General features: G+C 61.5%; 15 protein-coding genes. 6 read left to right on the top strand and 9 right to left on the bottom strand.

What is annotated here, in order from left to right; all coding sequences use genetic code 11:
- Positions 1-16 precede the first annotated feature (16 nt).
- The 4 genes from ACO1XS_RS23605 to ACO1XS_RS23590 form a co-directional block, all read right to left on the bottom strand.
- Positions 17-808, bottom strand: coding sequence for a DUF2182 domain-containing protein (locus ACO1XS_RS23605; protein ID WP_486391841.1), 792 nt, complete (start codon positions 806-808; stop codon positions 17-19).
- Positions 805-1,449 (bottom strand): DUF1326 domain-containing protein, encoded by a 645-nt coding sequence (locus ACO1XS_RS23600; RefSeq protein WP_331571161.1) that lies wholly within the window; start codon positions 1,447-1,449, stop codon positions 805-807. Before ACO1XS_RS23600 ends, ACO1XS_RS23605 begins: the two co-directional genes overlap by 4 nt.
- A gap of 94 nt (positions 1,450-1,543) precedes the next feature.
- Positions 1,544-4,501, bottom strand: coding sequence for a bifunctional diguanylate cyclase/phosphodiesterase (locus tag ACO1XS_RS23595; RefSeq protein WP_486391840.1), 2,958 nt, complete (start codon positions 4,499-4,501; stop codon positions 1,544-1,546).
- The gene (locus ACO1XS_RS23590; protein WP_486391839.1) at positions 4,498-5,793 is read right to left on the bottom strand and encodes an ABC transporter substrate-binding protein; all 1,296 of its coding nucleotides are present in this window, start codon (positions 5,791-5,793) and stop codon (positions 4,498-4,500) included. Before ACO1XS_RS23590 ends, ACO1XS_RS23595 begins: the two co-directional genes overlap by 4 nt.
- 254 nt (positions 5,794-6,047) lie before the next feature.
- Here ACO1XS_RS23590 and ACO1XS_RS23585 point away from each other — a divergent pair, with 254 nt between their 5' ends.
- Positions 6,048-8,597 (top strand): penicillin acylase family protein, encoded by a 2,550-nt coding sequence (locus ACO1XS_RS23585; protein ID WP_486391838.1) that lies wholly within the window; start codon positions 6,048-6,050, stop codon positions 8,595-8,597.
- A 40-nt stretch (positions 8,598-8,637) separates the two neighbouring features.
- Here ACO1XS_RS23585 and ACO1XS_RS23580 read toward each other — a convergent pair whose 3' ends face one another.
- Entirely contained in the window at positions 8,638-9,573 is a 936-nt protein-coding gene (locus ACO1XS_RS23580; protein ID WP_486391837.1) for a CHAD domain-containing protein, read from the bottom strand.
- Positions 9,574-9,760: 187 nt separating this feature from the next.
- On the opposite strand from ACO1XS_RS23580, the gene ACO1XS_RS23575 reads away from it, so the two are divergent.
- Complete coding sequence (locus ACO1XS_RS23575; protein ID WP_331571170.1) at positions 9,761-11,020, top strand: MFS transporter; 1,260 nt, start codon at positions 9,761-9,763, stop codon at positions 11,018-11,020.
- 21 nt (positions 11,021-11,041) lie between these two features.
- Here the strand turns inward: ACO1XS_RS23575 and ACO1XS_RS23570 are convergent, their stop codons facing one another.
- Positions 11,042-11,746, bottom strand: coding sequence for a YceH family protein (locus ACO1XS_RS23570; RefSeq protein ID WP_486391874.1), 705 nt, complete (start codon positions 11,744-11,746; stop codon positions 11,042-11,044).
- A 147-nt stretch (positions 11,747-11,893) separates the two neighbouring features.
- Between ACO1XS_RS23570 and ACO1XS_RS23565 the strand changes: the two genes are divergently transcribed.
- Positions 11,894-13,429, top strand: a complete 1,536-nt coding sequence (locus tag ACO1XS_RS23565) for an ATP-binding protein (protein ID WP_486391836.1) — start codon at positions 11,894-11,896, stop codon at positions 13,427-13,429.
- A gap of 48 nt (positions 13,430-13,477) precedes the next feature.
- On the opposite strand, the gene ACO1XS_RS23560 is transcribed toward ACO1XS_RS23565, so the two are convergent.
- Complete coding sequence (locus ACO1XS_RS23560) at positions 13,478-13,990, bottom strand: lipocalin-like domain-containing protein (RefSeq protein WP_486391873.1); 513 nt, start codon at positions 13,988-13,990, stop codon at positions 13,478-13,480.
- Between the two features lie 145 nt (positions 13,991-14,135).
- On the opposite strand from ACO1XS_RS23560, the gene ACO1XS_RS23555 reads away from it, so the two are divergent.
- Both ACO1XS_RS23555 and ACO1XS_RS23550 read left to right on the top strand, forming a co-directional pair.
- On the top strand, positions 14,136-15,581 hold the full coding sequence (locus tag ACO1XS_RS23555) for a DEAD/DEAH box helicase (RefSeq protein WP_486391835.1): 1,446 nt from the start codon (positions 14,136-14,138) through the stop codon (positions 15,579-15,581).
- A gap of 187 nt (positions 15,582-15,768) precedes the next feature.
- On the top strand, positions 15,769-16,416 hold the full coding sequence (locus tag ACO1XS_RS23550; protein ID WP_486391834.1) for a Rossmann-fold NAD(P)-binding domain-containing protein: 648 nt from the start codon (positions 15,769-15,771) through the stop codon (positions 16,414-16,416).
- A 264-nt stretch (positions 16,417-16,680) separates the two neighbouring features.
- Here the strand turns inward: ACO1XS_RS23550 and ACO1XS_RS23545 are convergent, their stop codons facing one another.
- Entirely contained in the window at positions 16,681-17,862 is a 1,182-nt protein-coding gene (locus ACO1XS_RS23545; protein WP_486391833.1) for a PDDEXK nuclease domain-containing protein, read from the bottom strand.
- 990 nt (positions 17,863-18,852) lie between these two features.
- Between ACO1XS_RS23545 and ACO1XS_RS23540 the strand changes: the two genes are divergently transcribed.
- On the top strand, positions 18,853-19,266 hold the full coding sequence (locus tag ACO1XS_RS23540; protein WP_486391832.1) for a hypothetical protein: 414 nt from the start codon (positions 18,853-18,855) through the stop codon (positions 19,264-19,266).
- A 578-nt stretch (positions 19,267-19,844) separates the two neighbouring features.
- On the opposite strand, the gene ACO1XS_RS23535 is transcribed toward ACO1XS_RS23540, so the two are convergent.
- Complete coding sequence (locus ACO1XS_RS23535; RefSeq protein WP_486391831.1) at positions 19,845-20,420, bottom strand: hypothetical protein; 576 nt, start codon at positions 20,418-20,420, stop codon at positions 19,845-19,847.
- Positions 20,421-20,902 lie beyond the last annotated feature (482 nt).

Here is a 20,902-nt window from a genome sequence, read left to right as displayed (position 1 = left end):
TTAATGCGTTCGCCGGTCATACCATCAACGTCACCCCCGCCCAAACGATCAACACCGCACCCAGCGCGCGTCCCACGTACTCGCCGCCAGGCAAAAGCTTTTCCACGAACACAAAAAACGACAGCGCCGCAATCCAGACGAGATTCATGATTCCGCCAACGAACAGCAGCGCCATCAGCATCCAGCAGCACCCCACGCAATAAGCGCCGTGGCGCATCCCGAGCATCAAACTGCCGAAGACACCGGGGCGCCAATGCGTCATGAGGAAATTCACCGGCGACCGGCATTGCGCGAGGCATGCACGTTTGAATGGCGAGAATTGATAAAGCCCGGCAGCGACCAGCACGATCGCCGAAAACAACGCACTCCGCGACCAAAGCATCATGTCGGACATGAGCCCTGTCGGCTGCAAAATGTTCTGCAACAACGCCATGCCGATCGAGAATGCGAGCCACGTCGCCAGATAGCCGGCCAACAGCATGAGCGAAGGCACCGCCGTACCCGTCCCGGCAGCGCCGTAGTGCCGTAATACGCGTCGATACAACAGGACGAGCGGCGCGGCACTGGGCGTCATCATCGCGATCATCATCGTCCACCACATGAGAATCGCGGTCGGCAAGGAGGGATCCATGCTGCCCGCGCGATCGGTCAAGAGATGGGGAAACAGTGCGATCGAAGTCATGCGCAGCGCGGACATGCCCATGCCCGCGCCAGACCAGAGATAGGACCACGACAACGCGACAACCGCAATCAAGCCGAACGCGGTGATGGCGCGCTCGCGCCGAAGCAGATCGTCGATACGGCTCATGCGGCAGCGCGATGCCGGATCAAGCCCTTGTTGTTCATGTGCAGCCGCGCGAACTGCGCGTAAGTGCCCTTGAAATCGAGCGTGATATTGCCCTCGGAGCGGCCCGCGCCCGAGCCGATCTCGGCCAGCTCATACTCGAAACCTTGCGGTAGATCGATCCGGGCGCGATGCTCGGCGCCGGTCACGATATTGCGAATCGGCTCCCCAGCGAGATCGAATACCCCGTCGACATGAACGCGCCCACGCCTGGCATCGACGTCCACGTCGAACTCGATCTTCGTGAAGATCGGATCGAATGCCTGCTCGAGCGTCGAAGCGTAGACCGAGAACATCGTTGCGAACGGCTCGGTGTCCTGCCCCGTCATGATTTTCAGGATCGCTTCGCGTTGCTCGGGACTTGTCCGCTCGTCGACGACCGGCTGGCATTTCCCCTTACCCTCGTGAATGGGCCCCGGCCACTGAAAAACGACCGCGATCTTGACGCCGTCAAGGTGCACGTCGCCGTAATAACCGCTGCTGATGGAAATGGCCCCCATCGCTTCGCAAAAGCCATGGGTAGGCGTTGCGCTGAACTGGCAAGGGCAACCGTATGAACAATTGCAGCTGATTAATTCGGTGCCTTCGATTTCCCACGGGATCATGATCGCCCCCCTTTCTTGTCTCGAGCGACGCGTAGCTCGAGTAGCTGGTTGGAATCTAGTTCCCCCCGGGACGAAGTCAAGGTCACAACACCGATTACATCGGCCACTCCGTGAGCAGCCGTCCGGCGCCCGCCTGCTCGCCGAAGCTCGGCCATACGAGCACTTCGAACTGCCCGGGCGCAACGGGCTGCGAATATAGGAAACCCTGGGCAAAGTCGCACCCGATGGCACGCAGAAAATCGCGTTGCTCCGTCGTCTCCACGCCCTCCGCAATGACTTGCAATCCCAGCTTGTGCGCCAGGACCACCATGGCCTCGCAAAGCGCCTGATTGTTGCCGTCGAATCCAACGTTGTGAACGAACGACCGATCGATCTTCAGGTAATCGATATCGAATCGCTTCAAATAAGCCAATGACGAATAGCCGGTGCCGAAGTCGTCGATCGACACGCGGATTCCGGCGTCGCGGAACGTCAAAAGCTTTTCGTTGAGCTCGGCATCGAGCAAGAGACCCTCGGTGATTTCAACGGCGATGCTTTGACCGGGCATGCCTTCCTGCGCGAGATAATCCGACCAGTGAGCGCAAACCTGGCTGTCTTGTCGAATCTGCACGGGCGACATGTTGACGCTGATCTGAAAGGCCGGGTCGAAGCGGTCGCGCCATTGCCGCGCGCACTGCACCGCCTGTTTGAAGACCCAATCGCCGATCGCGACGATGAGGCCCGTTTCTTCGGCCAACGGAATGAAGTCGTGAGGGCTCACCATCCCGCGCTCGGGATGCAGCCAGCGGATCAGCGCCTCCGCCTTGCGGATCTCCCCCGTCGCGAGATCGACGATCGGCTGATAGTAGACCTGGAACTGATTGCCCTGGATCGCGGCCCGTAGATCGCTCGTCAAGCGAAGGCGCTTTTGCGCGGCGACGCGCAGATCGGGCGTGAAGTAGCCCACGCGGTTGCGCCCGGCATTTTTAGCCGAGTACATGGCCTGATCGACATTCTTGAACAGCACGTCGAGCTCGGCCGCATCGTCCGGATAGATCGTCACGCCGATGCTCGCCGAAATGAAAGCCTCGTCCGAACCTAGATCGAATGGCTCGACCAGCTTCTCGATGATCGCGCCGGCAATCGCTCCGACACTTGCCGTGTCGTCAAGCCTAGGCAAAATGATCGTGAATTCGTCGCCGCCAAGACGGGCGACCGTATCCGAGTCCCGGACACACGAGCTGATTCGCCGGGCGGCCTCGATCAGCAAAACATCCCCCTTGTCGTGCCCGAGAGAGTCGTTGACCTCCTTGAAGCGATCGAGGTCGATCAACATCAACGCCATTTGCTTGCCGCAACTTTCGGATAACCGCGCCTCGTGCTCCAAGCGGTTATGAAACATCTGACGATTGGGCAATCTGGTCAGGGCATCGAAATTGGCTTGCTTCCAGATGGTTTCCTCGAACACCAAGCGGTCCGACAGATCGCGGCCGATGGCAAGCACGGAACTGACGTTGCCCGAGGAGTCGATTTCCGGCGTCAGAGAAATGTGCGAGCATTGCTCCCGCCCATTCTCGCCCGTCCATTTCAATTCGAATTGCGTCCTTTTCCCGGACGAAATCGCTTCGCCTATCTTGTATTCGTAGCGCAGCGTGTCCGCGCCGCCCGGAAATTCGGAGGGCCGCTTGCCGAGCGCTTCTTCGAGCGTGCATCCAGCCATCGCGCAAAAGGCCGGATTGGCGTAAGTGCGGCGGAAATCCCGGTCGTAGCGAGTGATCGTGTCAGGCGAGTTTTCGATGAGGGTCCGAAAAGCCCGCTCCCGCCTCGTTAGCGCTACCGTTCTATCAGCGACGGTCTCCTCGAGAGATGCGTTGATTTCATTGATCTTCTGGATTTTCTGGCCGATCGCGGCGCTCATCCGTTCGAACCGTTGCGCCAATCTTCCCAACTCGTCGACGCGACGCGCATCGCCGCTTGCCTGCGCCAACGCGTCGGCGCCCGCCCCTGCCTCGTTGCCCGTATCGTCCATCTTGCGTACGAGCTCGTTCAGCGGCCCTGTAATGCTGTGCGAAATGAAGTAGGCGAGAAAAATCGAAAGCAAAAGACCCGATATGCCGACCAGGATGATTTCGTTGCGGGCCGACTGCGCCTCCCCAGTCAGCTTCTGTTCCGCAATCGCACTGATGACGAACCACGAAGTACCGGGAATTCCCGTGTACGTGGCAAGGTAGTGGCCGCCACCGTTGCCTGTGAAATCGATGAAACCGTTCGAGCTGCGATTAGGTTGCCGGTTGGCTATCTTCTTGACCAGCTCGGGCGGAGCCAGGCCACCGAGGTCGCTCGAACCTCCGCCCGCGCGCAGAACGATGCGATTGTCGCCGGCATCGAAAACGCAAATCTGGGTTCCGCTGCCTACGGCGAATTCGTTGAAGATCGCCGAGAAGTGTTCGGGACGAATGATGAGAACCAGGCTGCCGATCTGGTGATTGCCGCTTTTACCGATAATGGCTCGCGCCATGGCGAGATCCCGCCGCCCGCTGCCGATGTCGTAGCTGCCCCAGTAGGGACGCCCGTTGAGGCTGCGGGCGCGCTCCACCAAGTGCATCACGTCGTGGGTCAGCAGCGCGAATGCCTGCGTGTCCATGATGCGATCGCGATTGTCGAGCAGATACTTCTGGTTGATGAAATCCATCGAGCCATAGCGTTCCAGCAACAGCTTCGTGACCCGCTCCCGCGCCTCGCTTTGTTCTTTCGCCGAACCGCTGACGGCTTTTACGAGGCTATCCTGGACCTTGTCCGACAGCATGAGATGAGTGCTTTCGGTCTCGATCTGCGCCATCTCCAATTCGATATTCTTCGATACCTGCCTGACCGCCTCCTTCGAAAAGATCTCCGCCTTCTCCTTGATTGCGGCCGTGGATTCGGCATAGGAGATGTAGCCCGAAATCAGCAAAGGCAGCAGTGAAAGCAGGACGAATGCCGTCATCAGCCGGTAGCGGATCTCGACGCGGCGCAGTACATCCAGCGAAAGGTAGGCGAACATGCGTCGCAGCGGAACGATGATTGGGTTCATTTATAGTGCATCGTTGCCTGATTCTTGACCGACTGGTCGAGGAGCGTCGCCGCTTCCGTGGCCGTCGTCTTTCCGAGTAGCACATCCTGCATCAGCCGATGCAACTCCTCGATCGAGTTCGAAGGGAGCACCGAATAGTACGGGCTCGAAGTGACGGGAAAGCGGCCGACCCTGTTGGTGTAGTCGATCATGATCTGGTCGGTCACGATCGGTCCCGTCACATGCTCGAACGGCGGAATGTTGTGGCGCTTTCGTTGGAGAATGGAAAAACCTTTTCCGGCGATGAATTCGAGAAAACGCATGGCGGCCGCCTTGCGCGGCGTCTCGCAGACCGCAAACCCGGTTTCGCTGCCCATTACGGGCACGACGAGCTTGCCGGGCGCGTTCCAGGGCGGGATGAAAACACCGACTTGGAATGGGTTCCCGTGCAGGAGCAGACCGGCTGCCCAGCTGCCATGCAAGACCATCGCGACCTTGCCCTGCTTGAAAAGCTGGATGCCGCCATCGTAATCGGTGGCCATGAAACCTTTCTGCACGTATCCGCGGTCGACCAACAGCAGCATCTTGGCAAAGATGTCGGCCACCTCTGGAGTATTCAGATCGAGCGAGCCGTCGCCCATCTTCCGCTTCCAGCCGATCTCGCGTGCCGCGACATCGTTGGCGAAGCCCGAAGCGAACGGGCCGTTCCCGAGCATGTTCGGAAACCCGCCGTTGAGCATGATCGGTACGAACCCCGCGCGCTTGAGCTGCTCGCAGACCAGCAGGAACGCTCGGAAATCCGTCGGCAGATTCTTGATGCCGGCTTTTGCGAATATGGCCTTGTTGTAATAGATCGGCGTCGTCGCCACGCCGCCGGATATGCCGAAATCCTTGCCGTGGCGACTGGTCCAGTCCTCCTTCAACGGACCGAGCATGTTGGCCCACGCCGCTGTCGAGCCGACATCGGCAAGCACCCCCTCGTCGGCCAGCTCGGCTGCATAGGCATTAGGGTTGACACTAACGAGATCGGGCAGATTGCCCGATGCGATTCGCGGCTTGATATTGTCCTCGACCGTGTCGCCAATCATGAACTGTACGTTCACGCGGATATCCGGGTTCAGCCGCATGAACTCGGCCGCGATCTGAAGCATCTGCTGGGGCCAGTCAGGAGCCCAGATCAATGCGGTGAGGGTCGTGGCGGCCGGTCTCGGCGCGCTCGCCGGCACAGACGTCCGCTGCCGGTAGCCGCACAGCGCTACCAGAAGCAGTGCGGCCATGGCGGCCACGCCGAGGGCGATACCGATTCGTCGCACTTCAGATCGCCTTTCGGTCTGCAAGCGCTGAGTGCTGGCAACGGTTGGACTGCGTGAGTAAGTTCATGGCGGCCGACGAGCCAAACGAGGCGTTAACCGCATATCGGCAACAATCGGTGAACCTTTAGGTATGGGTCTGCTCGACGATCGCTGCGCAGCATTCCGGTTGCTTCCCTTCCTCACGCGCTTTCGACGAATCATGATACGTTCATGCGGGTCGCCGCGCCGTGAGTGCGTAAAGAGGAAACATCTTCATGAAAGAGAGGGGCTATACGACGGACGACGTCGTGAAGCGCGTCAGCGAGCCGGGCCTTGAAGGCATGCCACCTGGCGTCGCACGGCCGCGCAGGCCCTCCCGAATACTTCGCGCCGCTATCGTCGCTGTGTTGTTGGGTTCGGCGCTGCTCGCGCTGGCCGGCGTCGGCGGACGCGCGCTCTTGCGCGCGGGCCTGCCCTCGCTCGACGGCACGTACCCGGCGCCCGCGCTCAGTCACGAGGCCACGATCGAGCGCGACGCGCTCGGCGTGCCGACCATCAGCGCGGGCAGCTCCGCCGATCTCGCGTACGCCACCGGCTTCGCCCATGCGCAAGATCGCTTCTTTCAAATGGACCTGCTGCGCCGCGTTGCGGCCGGCGAACTCGCCGCTCTGATCGGGCCGGCCGCGGTGGAACTCGACCGCACTCACCGGTTGCACCGGTTCCGCGCCCGTGCGCATCAGATTGCCGCAGCGCTCGACTCCAACTCGCGCGCGCTGCTCGAACGCTACGCGGCAGGCGTCAACGACGGGCTCGCATCGCTGCGCAGCCGGCCATTCGAGTACTGGATGCTCAGAAGCCAGCCGCAATCCTGGCGTGCCGAAGACACGCTGCTGGTCGTCTACGCGATGTACTTCGATCTGCAGTACGGCGAACTGCGTCGCACGCTGGCCCGCGCGGCACTGAGCGAGCGCGTGTCGCCCGATCTGCTGCGATTTCTGCTGCCAACCTCGAGCCACTGGGACGCGCCGCTCGACTCGATGCCGGCGCCCGATGCCGCGTCGACGAGTACCGCCGCGCCGACACCACCGCCCGCACCTGACTGGCTGCCTGCGGCGCCACTGCGCACTGCTGAGCTCGATCCCGGTGCGTCGGGCTTGGACACCTCCATGATCGGCAGCAACAGCTGGGCGATCAATCGGAATGCAAGCGTCGACGGCCGCGCGATCGTCGCCAACGATATGCATCTCGGCCTGTCGCTGCCGAATATCTGGTACCGCGTCGTGCTGCGCGCGCCCGATCGAAACGGCGTAGTTCGTCAATTGACCGGCGTCAGCCTGCCCGGCACGCCCGGCATCGTTGCCGGCAGCAACGGCCGTATCGCATGGGGCTTCACGAACAGCTACGGCAACTTCATCGACGTCGTCGAACTCGATGTCGATCCGCACGACCCGTTGCGCTACCGCACACCGAACGGCGATTGGGAGCGCGCGCGGGTACATCGCGAACGGATCGACGTGCGCGGCGCGCCGGCCGCCGAACTCGATGTCGCCGATACGCGCTGGGGACCGATGTTGCAGGCAGGCGGGCACAGCTATGCGATCCGCTGGGCCGCGCACGACGCGCGCGCGGTGAATCTCGGGCTCGGCCGGCTCGCCGATGCGGACGACGTGCCGTCGGCGCTGGCTGCCGCGGCGGCGTGCGGAATCCCTACGCAGAACATCGTCGTTGCGGACGCTGCCGGGCATATCGGCTGGACGCTCGCCGGGCCGTTGCCGCGCCGGGCCGTTGCATCACCGGCATCCGCGCCATCCGCGGCGCCCGCTCTGACGGATTTACCGGTGCGCGCGAACGTGTACCGCGGGTGGGACGGCTACCTCGATCCGACCGACTATCCGCGCCGCATCGACCCGCCTGCAGCGCGCCTATGGACCGCGAACAGCCGACAGTTGAGCGGCGCCGCGCAATCACCGATCGGCGACGCAGGCAGCGACGTCGGCGCTCGTGCAACGCAAATCCGCGACGCGCTTTTTGCGCACGAGCACTTCGCCGAGCGCGATATGCTCGCTCTGCAGATCGACGATCGCGCGCTCTGGATCGAGCGATGGCGACGCATCGCACTCGACGCACTCGATGGGAACGCGCTCGCCGGCCACCCGCAGCGCGCCGAGTATCGACGCCTGCTCGAGCAATGGAATGGCCGTGCCGATGCCGACGCGGTGGGCTACACGCTGCTTCGCACGCTCCATGCGGCGATGTACGACGCATGGTTCGGCCGCCTCGACGAGACGCTCGCCAAACGCGATCCGAATTTTCGCTATCGGCTCGCGACCTCGCGCTCGCTCGCGGTGATGGAAGCGCTCGCGCAGCATCATGCGTGGCTTCCGCCGGGCGTTGCCGACTGGCACGCATTCGTGCTCGACCGGATCGATCGGAGTATCGAGGTCGTCACGCGCGACGGCACACGCCTTGCCGATGCGCGCTGGGGCGAGCGCAACCGCGCGGCGATTGCGCATCCGTTCGCGCGGATGATACCCACGTGGCTGCCGATGCTGCGCGGCCTGCTGATGGCTCCGCGCGAGCCGCTGCCCGGCGACGCGAACATGCCGCGTGTACAGGCGCCGTCGTTCGGCGCGTCGGAACGGTTCGTGATATCGCCCGGACATGAGCGCGATGCGCTCTTCGAGATGCCCGGCGGCCAATCGGGCAGCCCGATGTCGCCGTACTTTCTTGCCGGCCACCGCGCATGGGTCCGCGGCGAATCGGCGGCATTGCTGCCCGGTCCGGCCGAGCATCGGCTCCTGCTGACGACTGCACAGACTCGATAACCATTCGATTCGGAGACGCAACCGAAGCGCCCGGCAGACTTCAGTGCGGGGGCGACAAGCGACGAAAGCGCTTCCACAACTTCTTCAGCGAATCGTGATCCGCCGCAACGCGCGACGCGAGATAGCCTCTCGCATACGCCACACCGGCCGCGGTCTGCTCGTGGTCCGAGGCCAATCCTTTGAGGAGGCCCTCTCCCACCGCCACATCGTTGCGCCAGCCGAGGTCGTCCTGAAGCTTGCCGAGCGCCTGCAGGTAATGGCGCACGACCTCGTTCGGATAGAGCGAACCGAAGAACTCCGTGGCATAGCGCAGTTTCTTCGCGGCAATGCGCGCGCGGTGACGCCGCTGCGCATCGAGGTCCGGCAGGTGCCGGCCACGCTTGATCAGCTTTCGGTGCCGCTTGCGCAGCGTCTCGCCGGCGAATGCCTCGATCGATCGATCGAGTGCGGCGAGCTGGTCGCCGTTCATCTCCTCGCGCCACCCCGCCTCATCGACCCAACGCGTCAACTCCATGGCGAGCCGCGTATAGCGCGCAGAGCCGACCGCCGCTGCGGCGGCCGCGCGATTGCGCTTACCGATGTCCGCGGCCGCTTGCGTCACCGCACCTGTGTCGGTATCGCCAGGGGCACCATCGAACGCCGTGCGCAGCGTCGAATTGAGCATGACATCCCAGTCGCGAGCGGCACCGAGTTCGCCCGCGATCCATCGCAGTTCTTCCTGCAAGAAAGTTGGCGTCGAAACGACACCCTCGAAAAGATCGAATGCGGAACGCAAACGTCGCAGGCCCACGCGCATTTGATGAACGCACGAAGCATCGTGACCCGACCCGACGCCGCGTTCGTTACCGTGCACCTGTGCGAGGCAGTTCCGGGCAATGCGCCGAAACGCACTCTCGATCGTATCGTTTTTCTTGAGCTTGACAGGAAGCGCATGTACGGCTTGGCTCTGTTCCTTCACGCGAAGCTCCCGTTCCATGACTTTCCCTCGCACCGCGCGCACCGGCGTCGGGTAGCGATTCTTGCCGTTGCTTGCCGGTAGTTTAGTCCGGAAGCAATTGAGCCAGCACGCGGCCAGTGGGGCAACCGCCACGTACCGGCCGGCGCGTCATCGAGCGGGCACGATAGATGCTCTACCGGGGTAACGCCACAACCCAATCGTTTGAGTGAAGCCGACCATCCCACTACTCGCGGTCAGTTTCTTTGCAGCCGATGTCCAGGCGGGTGCCGGCCCCTTCCTCGGCATTTATCTGCAGGAACACGGGTGGCGCACCGATACGATCGGCTCCGTCTTGACGATGGGCGCGATCGTCGCGATGCTCGTCACGACACCCGCGGGTGCACTTGTCGATGCCATCTCCCATCGGCGTTCCCTCGTCGTGGGTGCCAGCGCACTGACGATTGTCGCCGCGATCGTGATCTGGCTTTCACGCGGGTACTGGCCGATTGCGTCGGCGCAGATCGCGACCGCCGTTGCGGGTTCGCTCATGGGTCCAACGTTGACCGGCTTGACACTCGGGATGGTCGGCCGAAAGAACTTCGACCTGCAATACAGCCGCAATCAAGTAGCGAATCATGCCGGCAACATCGCGGCAGCCCTGTTCTCCGGGGCGGCCGGATGGCGGTTCGGCATCTCGTATGTGTTCGTGCTCAGCGCCGTCTTCGGCGTTGCTTGCATTGCATCGGTGCTGCTCATTCCCTCGCGCGCGGTCCATCGGCACTACGCACGCGGCCTTGCGCACGACGACGATAAAGATCGCTCGCAAGCGCGTGCGCAGAGCGTGCGCGTGCTGTTGCAGAACCGGCCGCTGCGGCTACTTGCCATCGCGCTGGCCGCGTTCAGCCTCGGCAACTCCGCGATGCTGCCGCTATACAGCCTTGCGGTTGCGGCCGATCACCACAGCCTCGCAAGCCAGCTCACCGCGGCCAACCTCGTCATTTCACAAGTCGTGATGTTGATCGCCGCTGCCTATGCGTATCGCGCCATCCGACGCTGGGGATTCTGGTGGGTCATTCTCGCCACACTCGTCACGCTGCCGGTCAGAGGATTGATCGCCGCATGGCTGACGACACCCTGGGGCATTGCGCCGGTCCAGATTCTGGATGGCGTGGGCTCCGGGCTGCAAAGCGTCGCGATACCGGCGCTGGTCGTCCATTTGTTGCACGGCAGCGGTCGAGTCAATCTGGGCCAGGGTGCGCTGTTCACCGTCGAGGCCATCGGCGGCTGCCTGAGTCCGTTGCTGGGCGGATGGCTTGCCAGCCGCCTCGGGTTTCCGACGGCGTTCGTGATACTGGGAAGCCTCGCCGCCGTTTCCGTGATGGTGTGGGTCTTACCCGGCGCGACGATCCGTCGAGCGTGCGACAGCCGCCGCGACGAACTCGAGCGAATCCCGGACATCGACGTATCTGCGTTGTTTCAGCGATGAGCAAGCCTCGGCGATGGAAGTTCAATCGTGTGCCGGGTCGTCGATCGGCATGCCCAACTCGGCTGCCATGCGCTGTACGAGTGCCCGCAGTTGGCTGACTTCGTTGGCCAGGCGCTTTTGTTCGGCTCTCAACGCCTCGAACTCGGAGGAGGGGATCGAGGCTTCGGTGAATTCGCGCGCGCCCACCATTTCATCGATGTTCACCTCGCCGCACAGCAGATGCATCCAGCGGTTTCCACGTTCGCCGGGGGCACAGGGCAGCTTGATGGCGAGCGCTGGCGTGCGTGCGGCGAGTTCGTCGAGGAACGCCTCGACCGACGAGTTGTCCGCGAAACCGTGCAGACGTGCCGCGTTCAGTCGCAATTCGGCAGCCGTCTGCGGGCCGCGCAGTAGCAGAATGGTCAGCAGCGCCGCAGCTTGGCTCGGTATCCCGAGGACGCGATTCATATTGTGTTCGTAACGCGTGACCCGGCTACTGCTCGCTTCCATGACGAGGCTCAGACGCTTCAGACCATCGATCGCGGTCTGGACTTCGGATTCGGTGACGTTCATGACGGGCAAACGCGCAGTCTTTTGGTTGCATCCTGCCGTCAAGGCATTCAGCGACAGTGGGTAGGTGTCCGGGACGGTGTGCTGCTTTTCGACCAGGACGCCGAGAACACGGGCTTCGAGGGTAGTGAGGTCGCGCAGGGTTTGTGTCATAGGACAAGTGGGGGTAGTAAACATGGATAGAGCCGGGACGCTCTGCGCGCGCACGCTTCGCGAGCGGCCCGAGGGACCCAATTGTAGATTGTTTGCCGAGGGCAGCTTTGCGGATGCGAGCGGTAGAATCTGCTCGAGAGCGATGCCTTCACCCAGACTGGATTTGCCACCATGAGCCAGACAGACAGCAGGCAGGACGCGACGCGGGAAACGGAGGAGCAGTTCCGGATTCTGGTGCAAGGCGTCACGGACTACGCGATCTTCATGCTTTCGCCCGCGGGCGTCGTGACAAGTTGGAATGTCGGCGCGGAGCGGATCAAAGGGTACAAGCAGTCGGAGATCCTCGGCGAGCATTTCTCGCGTTTCTACACCGACGAGGACAAGGCGGCCGGCGTGCCCGCGCAGATTCTGGCCACCGCGGCGCGCGACGGCCGTGCCGAACGCGAAGGATGGCGGATTCGCAAAGACGGCAGCCGCTTTTGGGCGCACGTCGTGGTAGATGCCATCCGGGACGATGACGGTTCTCTCGTCGGATTCGCAAAAGTGACGCGCGACATCACCGAGCGCAAGGAAGCGGCGCTGGCGCTCGAGAAAGCGAACGCGGCGCTGTTCCAGTCGCAGAAGATGGAGGCGATCGGGCGCTTGACGGGCGGCGTCGCGCACGATTTCAACAACCTTCTGGCGGTGCTTTCCAACGGTCTCGAAGTACTGGCGATCCAGTCGCGCACGTCGATCGACAGAAAAATGATCGAGGGGATGCGACGGGCGATCGACCGCGGCGCATCGCTCACCCAACAGTTGCTTTCGTTCGCGCGGCAACAGCCGCTGCAGGCCCAGTTACACGAGCTGAACGCACTGATTCGCGACTTCGCGCCGATGCTTTCACGCGCTGGCAATCGCAGCATTCGTCTGGAATATTCTCTTGACGCCCAGTCAGCCCTGGCAATTGTCGATGCCGCGCGTTTCGAGGCGGCGTTGCTCAATCTCGTTGTCAACGCGGTCGACGCCATGCCTGACGGCGGCACCATCACGATTCGCACGCAGATAGTCGACTCGGGCACGGCGGTCACCCCGGCATTGCCTGCCGGTCGTTACATCCGCGTCTCGGTCACCGATACGGGGACAGGCATGGACAGCGATGTGCTGGCACAAGCGTTCGAGCCGTTTTTTACGACGAAGCAGGCCGGCAAGGGGACGGGGCTCGGGCTCAGCCAGGTGTACGGATTCATCGCGCAATCGGGTGGCGACGTCCAACTGTCGAGCGAATTGGACAAAGGCACGCGAGTTGAACTGTATCTTCCGGCCGCGGAGCCGGCGGCACCGGTGAAGGTGCCTTCCGCACCGAAGGCCGAGACCGTTCTGCTGGTCGAGGATGAGCCCGACGTGTTGGGCTTGGCGTCGGAACTGCTGGTGAGCATCGGGTACGAGGTGGTGCCGGCGAGCAGCGCATCGGAGGCAGTGGAAATCCTCAGGGATCGGATAGACATCGGCGTTGTCGTCAGCGATATTTCGATGCCCCACGGCATTAGCGGGCTCGACCTTGCACGTCTGGTCCGCTCGCAGTATCCGATGATCAGGATGGTGCTGACATCGGGGTACTTGCCCGCTCCGCTTCACGACGATGGTGGCCAACTGAGCGATGTGGCGTTTGTGCCGAAGCCCTATCGACTGGCGGATCTCGCGAAAGCGCTGCGGGCCAGGCAGTGAGGTCGGACAACGGGGTTCGCGCGAGGAGCGAGGCTCGAACGCGAAGCATCATTTGAGGCGCCGCAGGACCACCTCGGCCGTGCCCCCGCTGGAAGCCGACGTCGTCCACTTGAGCTTGTCTCCACTGATGACGAATGGCCGCTTTTGCTCGACTCCATTCCAGTTCGGAAAGGTGCTGGCGACGACATGGAAAGTGATTGTCTGGTCAGCTTCGTCCACGGTGTATGTACCGAAGTGAGCGATCGATCCTTGCACGACGGATCTGTTTTCCTCCGGCGTGCCCTTCATCCGGTTGGGGGACTCGAACTTTGCGATGTCGGCGCGAGATGTCATCAGAACATAGTGCCCACTCCCGTCGAAGATCGCGAGTCCTTGCGGATTGGTGCCGAACATGGGTTGCCGGCTGCCGTCCGGGCGCACGGTATCGACCGATACGTAGGCCCACGTTCCGACGACCTGTTCACTCAGCGTCTCAGCTCGGGCGGCGATGCCTGCGCATGAAATCGTCATACCCATCAACAGCGCCAAAGTATGACGGGCGAAAGGGGTCTTATGACTCATCACGCTTCTCCTCGAGAGTATGTTCGTCTTGTCTCGGCTGCTTCGAATGACCGCTTGCGAGGGGAGCCAGGGACGGAGTCTTGACCGTCGGGCTTTCAACACAGGCGGTAACCGCTAGAATTGCAGCTTTAGCCGGAATACGCCAATGTCTTTTGCTTCGCTTGGCCTGATCGATCCCCTGCTGCGTAATGTGCAGGACCTCAACTACCGGACCCCTACGCCGGTGCAGGCCAAGGCGATTCCCGCCGTGCTGACTGGCAAGGACGTCATGGCTGCGGCGCAGACCGGCACCGGCAAAACGGCGGGTTTTGCGCTCCCGCTGTTACAGCGGCTAGTGCAACACGGCCCGGCGGTCTCCAGCAACCGCGTGCGTGTTCTGGTGCTGGTGCCCACGCGTGAACTGGCTGAACAAGTGCTGCAAAGCTTTATCGATTACGGCAAAGGCCTCGACTTACGATTTCTGGCCGCCTACGGCGGTGTCAGCATCAACCCGCAGATGATGAAGTTGCGCAAAGGCGTCGATGTGCTCGTTGCCACGCCGGGCCGTTTGTTGGATCTCAATCGCCAGAACGCGGTGCAGTTTGATCAAATACAAACGCTGGTGCTGGACGAAGCCGACCGCATGCTGGATCTAGGCTTTGCGCGCGAACTCAACGCCGTCTTTGCTGGCTTGCCCGCTCGGCGCCAGACCCTGCTGTTTTCCGCCACATTTACCGATGACATCCGAGCCATGGCGGCGAGCATTCTTCGCGGCCCGGTCAACATCAGCGTCAGCCCGCCCAATGCCACCGCCAGCAACATCAAGCAGTGGGTGGTGCCGGTGGACAAAAAGAACAAGCCTGACCTCTTCATGCACCTTGTCGCCGAGAACCACTGGGAGCACGCTCTCGTGTTCGTCAAAACCCGCAATGGCGTGGATTATCTGGCAGCCTTGCTGGATGAGGCCGGCTATTCGGTCGACACCATTCACGGTGACAAGCCGCAACCCGCGCGCCTGCGCGCGCTGGAGCGCTTCAAGAGCGGCGAAGTCAATATGCTGGTAGCCACCGATGTTGCCGCGCGCGGGCTGGATATCGACGACCTGCCGCTGGTGATCAACGTTGACCTGCCGATCGTGGCGCAAGACTATGTGCACCGTATTGGCCGTACTGCCCGCGCGGGCGCCAGCGGCGTGGCGGTGTCCCTCGTGTGTGCCGATGAAGCACCGCAACTCGCTGCGATCGAAGCGCTGATCCGGCAAACGCTGCCCCGCAAAGAAGAGCCGGGTTTCGAGGCCGACCACCGCGTGCCGCAAACGAGCACGACGGGCCAGATCGTCAAAAAACCCAAAAAGCCTAAGAAGCCTAAGGCGTCGCACGCTGCGCCCGGCGCCGTGCCGGTACTCAGCAAGAAACCGCATCCGCAAAGTGGCGAAAACAAACGCAAGCCCGCGACGCCGCGTGCTCTGACCGCGGGTAAAGGTGCAAACTCGTCCAGCGGTAATCCATTCAGCGTGCAAAAGGCACGCAGCAAGCCGGCCAGCAAGCCATCTGCGAGTTCGCGTTTGACGGCTGGCAAACCCGCTGGTGGCCGAGGCAAACGCCAACCCTGATCAGCGTCCCAGCTCTGCTGAGACGGCATCCGCAGCTGAGCTCGTTGTGTTCGCCTCAACATTTGAAAGGCACCTGGGCCATGACTTCCATTGAATCCGCCGCGCCAGTTGTCCTCATCACCGGCGCCTCGTCCGGTATCGGTCTCGCTGCCACCGGACCTGAAGGCATATCAACAAAAGACCGCTCATGACTGGCCGTACCGTCATCATCGCAGGCGCTACTGGCCTGGTGGGCAGAGAAATTCTCGAGGGTCTGCTGGGCGACCGAACCGTGGTGATGGTGCACAGCTTTGGACGCAGGCCGCCGGCTATCGAGCATCCCAAGATAACGGCCCACGTCGTCGACTTCGCCGCATTGCCTGAGTTGCCGCCCGCCGACGAGGTGTACCTGGCGCTGGGGACCACGATCAAGGTCGCCGGCAGCCAGGCTGCATTCCGTGCCGTCGACTACGACGCCAACCTTGCTGTCGCCAAGGCGGCAGTAGCTGCCGGCGCCAAGAAGGCGGGCTTGGTGAGCGCCATGGGCGCCGACACCAACTCGACGATCTTCTATAGCCGCGTAAAGGGGGAACTGGAGGACGCGTTGTTACAGTTGCAGTTCGAGGGGTTGGTCATCGCGCGCCCGTCGATGTTGGTGGGGAACCGGGCAGCCATCGGGCAACGCACCCGGCGTGGGGAAGAGTGGGCGTCTGCGTTCGGAAAGGTGCTCGGCTTCCTGATTCCCGCGAATTTCAGGCCCATCGAAGCGGCGGCCGTCGCTAGGGCGCTGCTTTCTGCAGTCCCGTCGGCTAAGGGCCGCAAGGTCTTGCTCTCCGGCTCGATGCAGCAGCGGTAGGCCGCCACGCCAAGCCCCGGCATCACCCTCGCCCGCATGATGATCCTTCGGATCAACGGCGTGGTCCGTGACAATAAAGTCCGTCAACGCGACCGTTCGCTAGCCCTTGAATCGGAGGGCTCTCGGCTTGCGGGCGTGCTCCGGCGGAAAGTCCGTCACGACGTTCAGGAATCGCGGTCACCGAACCTATAAGGGAATAGAGTTCGTCTTGCGGCATTCGCATGTCCAGAGCGCGCCGGATGCAGCCCTCCGGTGTCTGAATTGTTATTTCGATGTGGCTTCGCCAGGATCGCTGGACTGTGCGCGCGATTCCAGGACAACACGGGTTCGTTCGAGTTCCTCCGCGATCAGGGCCTCGTCCGGCAACACAGTCCTATACTCAGCCGCAACGATCTTATTAGGCAGATTATCGAGTGCGTAGTGAGCCTCGGCGGCACCTTTCTCCGCACACAGAATCAGCCCCACCGGCGGATTTTCGCCCGGCTTCATCCAGTGCTCGCGTGCGTAGTTCACATAAAGATGCATCTGCCCCGCGTCTGCGTAGCTAAAGCGACCGACCTTTAGATCGATGATGACGAGGCACTTCAATCGCCGGTGAAAAAACACTAGATCGACGCGAAACCAGGAGTCGTCAATCCTCAGACGCCGTTGCCGTCCGACAAAGGCGAAGTCATCGCCCAGTTCCAAGAGGAAGTCCGCAAGGTGTCGGATCAACGCCGCCTCGAGGTCGGACTCCGAGTATTCATCGCGGATGTCGAGAAATTCGAGGACGAAGGGATCACGAATCGCTTCCTCCGGCGTCACAGCATCAACCGACTGAGCATCGACGGCCTTGTCGAGCAGCGCTGCCTTATTGCGCGAGAGCGCCAGCCGCTCATAGAGTTGGCTGCTGATTTGGCGGTCGAGTTGGCGAACCGACCAGCCTTCGCGAAGAGCCTCGGCTTCGTAGAATGCACGAGCCGCCGCCGATCTAACTGAAAGCAGCCGCACATACGCGGACCACGGCAAGGGAAACGCCTGCGCGACGACGTCAGGTTCGAGTAGCCAGTTGTCATCGCCACCCATACCCGATCGTCTACTCGAAATTGCAGCCAAGGGCTGCCCAATCGGGGGCGACATTGATTTTGCAGACACCGTCTGCAAAATCTGCGCAGAGGGCCACGCAAGGTAGAACGCTCGCATCTGAGCAAGATTGCGCCAGCCGAAGCCGCGCCCGAAACGCTGTGACAAGTCGGCGCCTAGCCGCCGGATCAGCGTTTCACCATAAGCAGCGCGCCCCTCGCCGCCCTGCTCGAACTCCACGATCCGCCGGCCGATCTCCCAGTAGCTTACGGTCATGAACGCGTTGACACTTCGGGCGACGGTTGCGCGGGTCGAGGCAACGACCCCGGCAATTTCACGATGCAGGCGCCCATAAGCAGCCGGCGCAATGTCGCTTTTGGTCACGTGGTTAGCGTCCTGGTTCTGGTGATTGGGCAGACAGACGCTTTGCTCGAAAAGGATCCACCGGGAAACTTCTCTCACCGGTCAGCGTAGTCGCCGCAAATTGTCTCCGCAGACCGACGACAATTTCCGCCCATGATTCCTTTTTCAGACGCAATTACCCGCGATGGCGCCGCCTTTACAAATCAGCGCGAGCGATTCAGCCGTGGGGACTCGCACGCCTACTTGCGACATAGGGTTCGCTGACCTCGATTTCGAGCGTCTATCGGCGATGTGACGCTTGCTGCTGCAGCTGAAGATCGAATGTGGCGTCAGACCGACGAAGTGCGCATGCGCGGGAGGTGTTGGCGATACGTAAAGATGGCGAACCCTCTGCTATCCACGGCGCCCGCCAAGCAAAAAGCTCGAAACGTAACGGTTGATGGAAGTTTGAAGGCGTCACGACTGCGGCGCTGGTAGCGCTTTTACGCCGGTCCCGAGATGGCGCCAATACGTCCATCCCGGTTTGGCTCCTTCGTGAAAATCATCTAAAGGCTAGCCGCCAGATAACCGTCCCTCAGCATGTGGAACAGTTCGCCATGACGCGCGGGAACCGCGGTTCGGCGATCCTGCCGCGAAATAAAGTCCGTCCGGCATTGGAGATGCCCCAAAACCGGCAATCGGATTACCCGCCGCGCGGCGCACCCTTGGCTCAAGTTTCCGCAGCAACGGCCGTTAGTCCCAGATAACGCTTTGCGTCGAGGTCGCTTCTGCGTCGTAGAACGAGCCGCGCATCAGACGTCGATTAACAAAGCCGCGGCAGCCAATGTCCCATGCGTCGATAGCGATTCCTCTATTGGCGAAACGCTCCCTCGCCACCGCCGAATATCATTCTCTGTTACATACATGCGTCACTTTTTTGCGCTCTTCGCTTTGTCCACTTGTCTCAGTTGCGTGGCCACTGTTCAGGCATTCGCGCAAAACGCCGATACGACGGAAGAAGAATTGAGCCGAATGACCGGCGTCGATCCGCTCTGGGTGCGCATCACCCCGTGTCTGGCGAGGTCAACGATTGAGCAGAGCCTGGCGATGCAGCGGGCGAATGGCGTGACCCTGAACCAAGTGCGTGAGCAATTGGCCGGTCAGGTAGCAAGCAATCGTGATTTCGATCGATTCGTCACCAACTTTTATAACCTTAGAGAAGACGAGATTCCCGACGAGATTCGAAAAACGCACGTTGCCTGCGTCGCAAAGATTCTCACAGCCCTTCCGGCGGGTGTCGACGCATGCTATGCGCGCACCTACGCTCCATTTTTGCAAACACTGTTCGGTCCGAATTCACGAGTGGCGGACCAACTCGCCACCAGAACCGCGTACGTCGCATGCCTGAAGGAGGCACAAAAGGTGTCCCGTGACGAGAAAGAGTGATCTCGACGCCTGCTGCCCGACTGTCGCCGCGTTCGTAGCGGGTTGGCGGCATTGCAGGGCGCAGTGCGGCCACGAGCGAAGAGTCGAGAGTTGCGCCGAGATCGGCGACAATCCCTAACAACGAATGTACGTGAAGTCACCAACCACTCGACCATAAAATGTCACACGAGTACCTCGTCATTTTTCAGTACCACGAGCCTGATCCGCTAGAGCTGTTCAAGCGCGGAGTGACCGAAGACTACGAGTCGACGACTGGAGTTTTCATCAAAGCAGAGTCGGCAGAAGCCGCTTTGACTTGGTGCGAGGTAATCGCACAACATGTTCTCCGGCGCTGCAACGGCGACAGTTCGTTGGATTGGAAGCGCTTGGGATATGCGTGTTGGATTGAGCCAAATCCCGAAAGATCGCCTTGGGGCCATTGTTTGGGCTTCTTTCAACACATTCGGGTTGGTGAAATGCCAAACGTCGACGCGATGGGTGCCACTGGGTACGCCGCTTGGCAGGGCGGTCAAGGCAGTTCGGCCATCTGAGGTGGAACGCGCTCGCTCAATTGCCGCGCGCTACCCAACGGCCCGCCGTTAGATGGAAGCCTCCCACTCGCGGAACCGCTCAAACACCCGAAATCCAACGTAGTCGCGCTTTCGCTTGTATAGCCAGCGGTAGTAGCAATCCCAATAACTGATCATGCGGTCATGTGTCCGTTCCAGGAATACCGGGTTGTCCCGGAAGAACGCCCCGTAAACGTGTGAGTCCATTGACGACAAGCTCGCTTCGATCTGGGTGAGAATCTCAACCACATATTCGCCGCAAAGTTGCGCGACGAATGGAGCAATCCAAGGATCGGATAAGGCGACTAGGCTCCCGACATAGCGCTGGCGCACATATCCGTCATGGTGCCTCGTCAGCACACACGCGTAGATAGCCCCTTGAATCTCGGTGAACTGCGAGAAGAGCGTGTCATCGCCGTCGTGGTGAATTCGATACGGGATGTTGAGCGATTCCCCTTGCACCACGACAGAAAACCCGGGATGAGTCGCGATACTGGTTTGAATCGAGTTCGCGACTGCGCATACTTCGGATCGAAGCTTCGCCGGGAAAGCCGCTGCCAAGGGACTGGTTTGGATGGCGCTGGACGCCGCCTGGATGTGAGCCATACGCTGTTGCCATCAGCCAAGTTACTGCAATTGTGTCATACGGAATCGTATGTCGGTCTAGCACGCGAATGTCCGCTTTGGGCAAGCGCGAAGGTCCCTTATGGGTCGACTGCCGCCGGCCGTATCGGGCAGCAGTCGGCCACAACCGGTCGTTCGACATAACGGCGTGAATCGCCGACAATCGGCTGAAACACCTTCATTTGCGACGGAAGTCAGGCGGATGGAACCTTGCCAGATCCAATTTACCGTGGATAACCTTTGCCATTGGGCAGGCATGGGCGACTATGTGCTGACCCCGCCTGATCGCAGCTATGAGGTCACACTGCGATATGAAGGTGAACCGTATGCGGTCCACGAACGACGCCCTTCAGAGAAGGTGTCGGAGTGTGTGAGGTGGGTAACGCTGCGGGTCAGCGGAGCTCGGCAGGCATCTTCCAGGGCAGCAGCGCGTCGTAATCGTCAACGGTCTTCGCCAGGGGCAG

The organism is Trinickia sp., assembly GCF_057351765.1.
Note: the sequence above shows the minus strand (reverse complement) of the source record. Positions and strands in the feature narration are given on the sequence as shown.

Coding starts and splice junctions, on each gene's coding strand:
- ACO1XS_RS23540 (WP_486391832.1), top strand. CDS start 18,853: ATGACCGGCGTCGATCCGCTCTGGGTGCGCATCACCCCGTGTCTGGCG.
- ACO1XS_RS23555 (WP_486391835.1), top strand. CDS start 14,136: ATGTCTTTTGCTTCGCTTGGCCTGATCGATCCCCTGCTGCGTAATGTG.
- ACO1XS_RS23565 (WP_486391836.1), top strand. CDS start 11,894: ATGAGCCAGACAGACAGCAGGCAGGACGCGACGCGGGAAACGGAGGAG.
- ACO1XS_RS23595 (WP_486391840.1), bottom strand. CDS start 4,501: ATGAACCCAATCATCGTTCCGCTGCGACGCATGTTCGCCTACCTTTCG.
- ACO1XS_RS23535 (WP_486391831.1), bottom strand. CDS start 20,420: ATGGCTCACATCCAGGCGGCGTCCAGCGCCATCCAAACCAGTCCCTTG.
- ACO1XS_RS23600 (WP_331571161.1), bottom strand. CDS start 1,449: ATGATCCCGTGGGAAATCGAAGGCACCGAATTAATCAGCTGCAATTGT.
- ACO1XS_RS23560 (WP_486391873.1), bottom strand. CDS start 13,990: ATGAGTCATAAGACCCCTTTCGCCCGTCATACTTTGGCGCTGTTGATG.
- ACO1XS_RS23585 (WP_486391838.1), top strand. CDS start 6,048: ATGAAAGAGAGGGGCTATACGACGGACGACGTCGTGAAGCGCGTCAGC.
- ACO1XS_RS23550 (WP_486391834.1), top strand. CDS start 15,769: ATGACTGGCCGTACCGTCATCATCGCAGGCGCTACTGGCCTGGTGGGC.
- ACO1XS_RS23605 (WP_486391841.1), bottom strand. CDS start 808: ATGAGCCGTATCGACGATCTGCTTCGGCGCGAGCGCGCCATCACCGCG.
- ACO1XS_RS23580 (WP_486391837.1), bottom strand. CDS start 9,573: ATGGAACGGGAGCTTCGCGTGAAGGAACAGAGCCAAGCCGTACATGCG.
- ACO1XS_RS23570 (WP_486391874.1), bottom strand. CDS start 11,746: ATGTTTACTACCCCCACTTGTCCTATGACACAAACCCTGCGCGACCTC.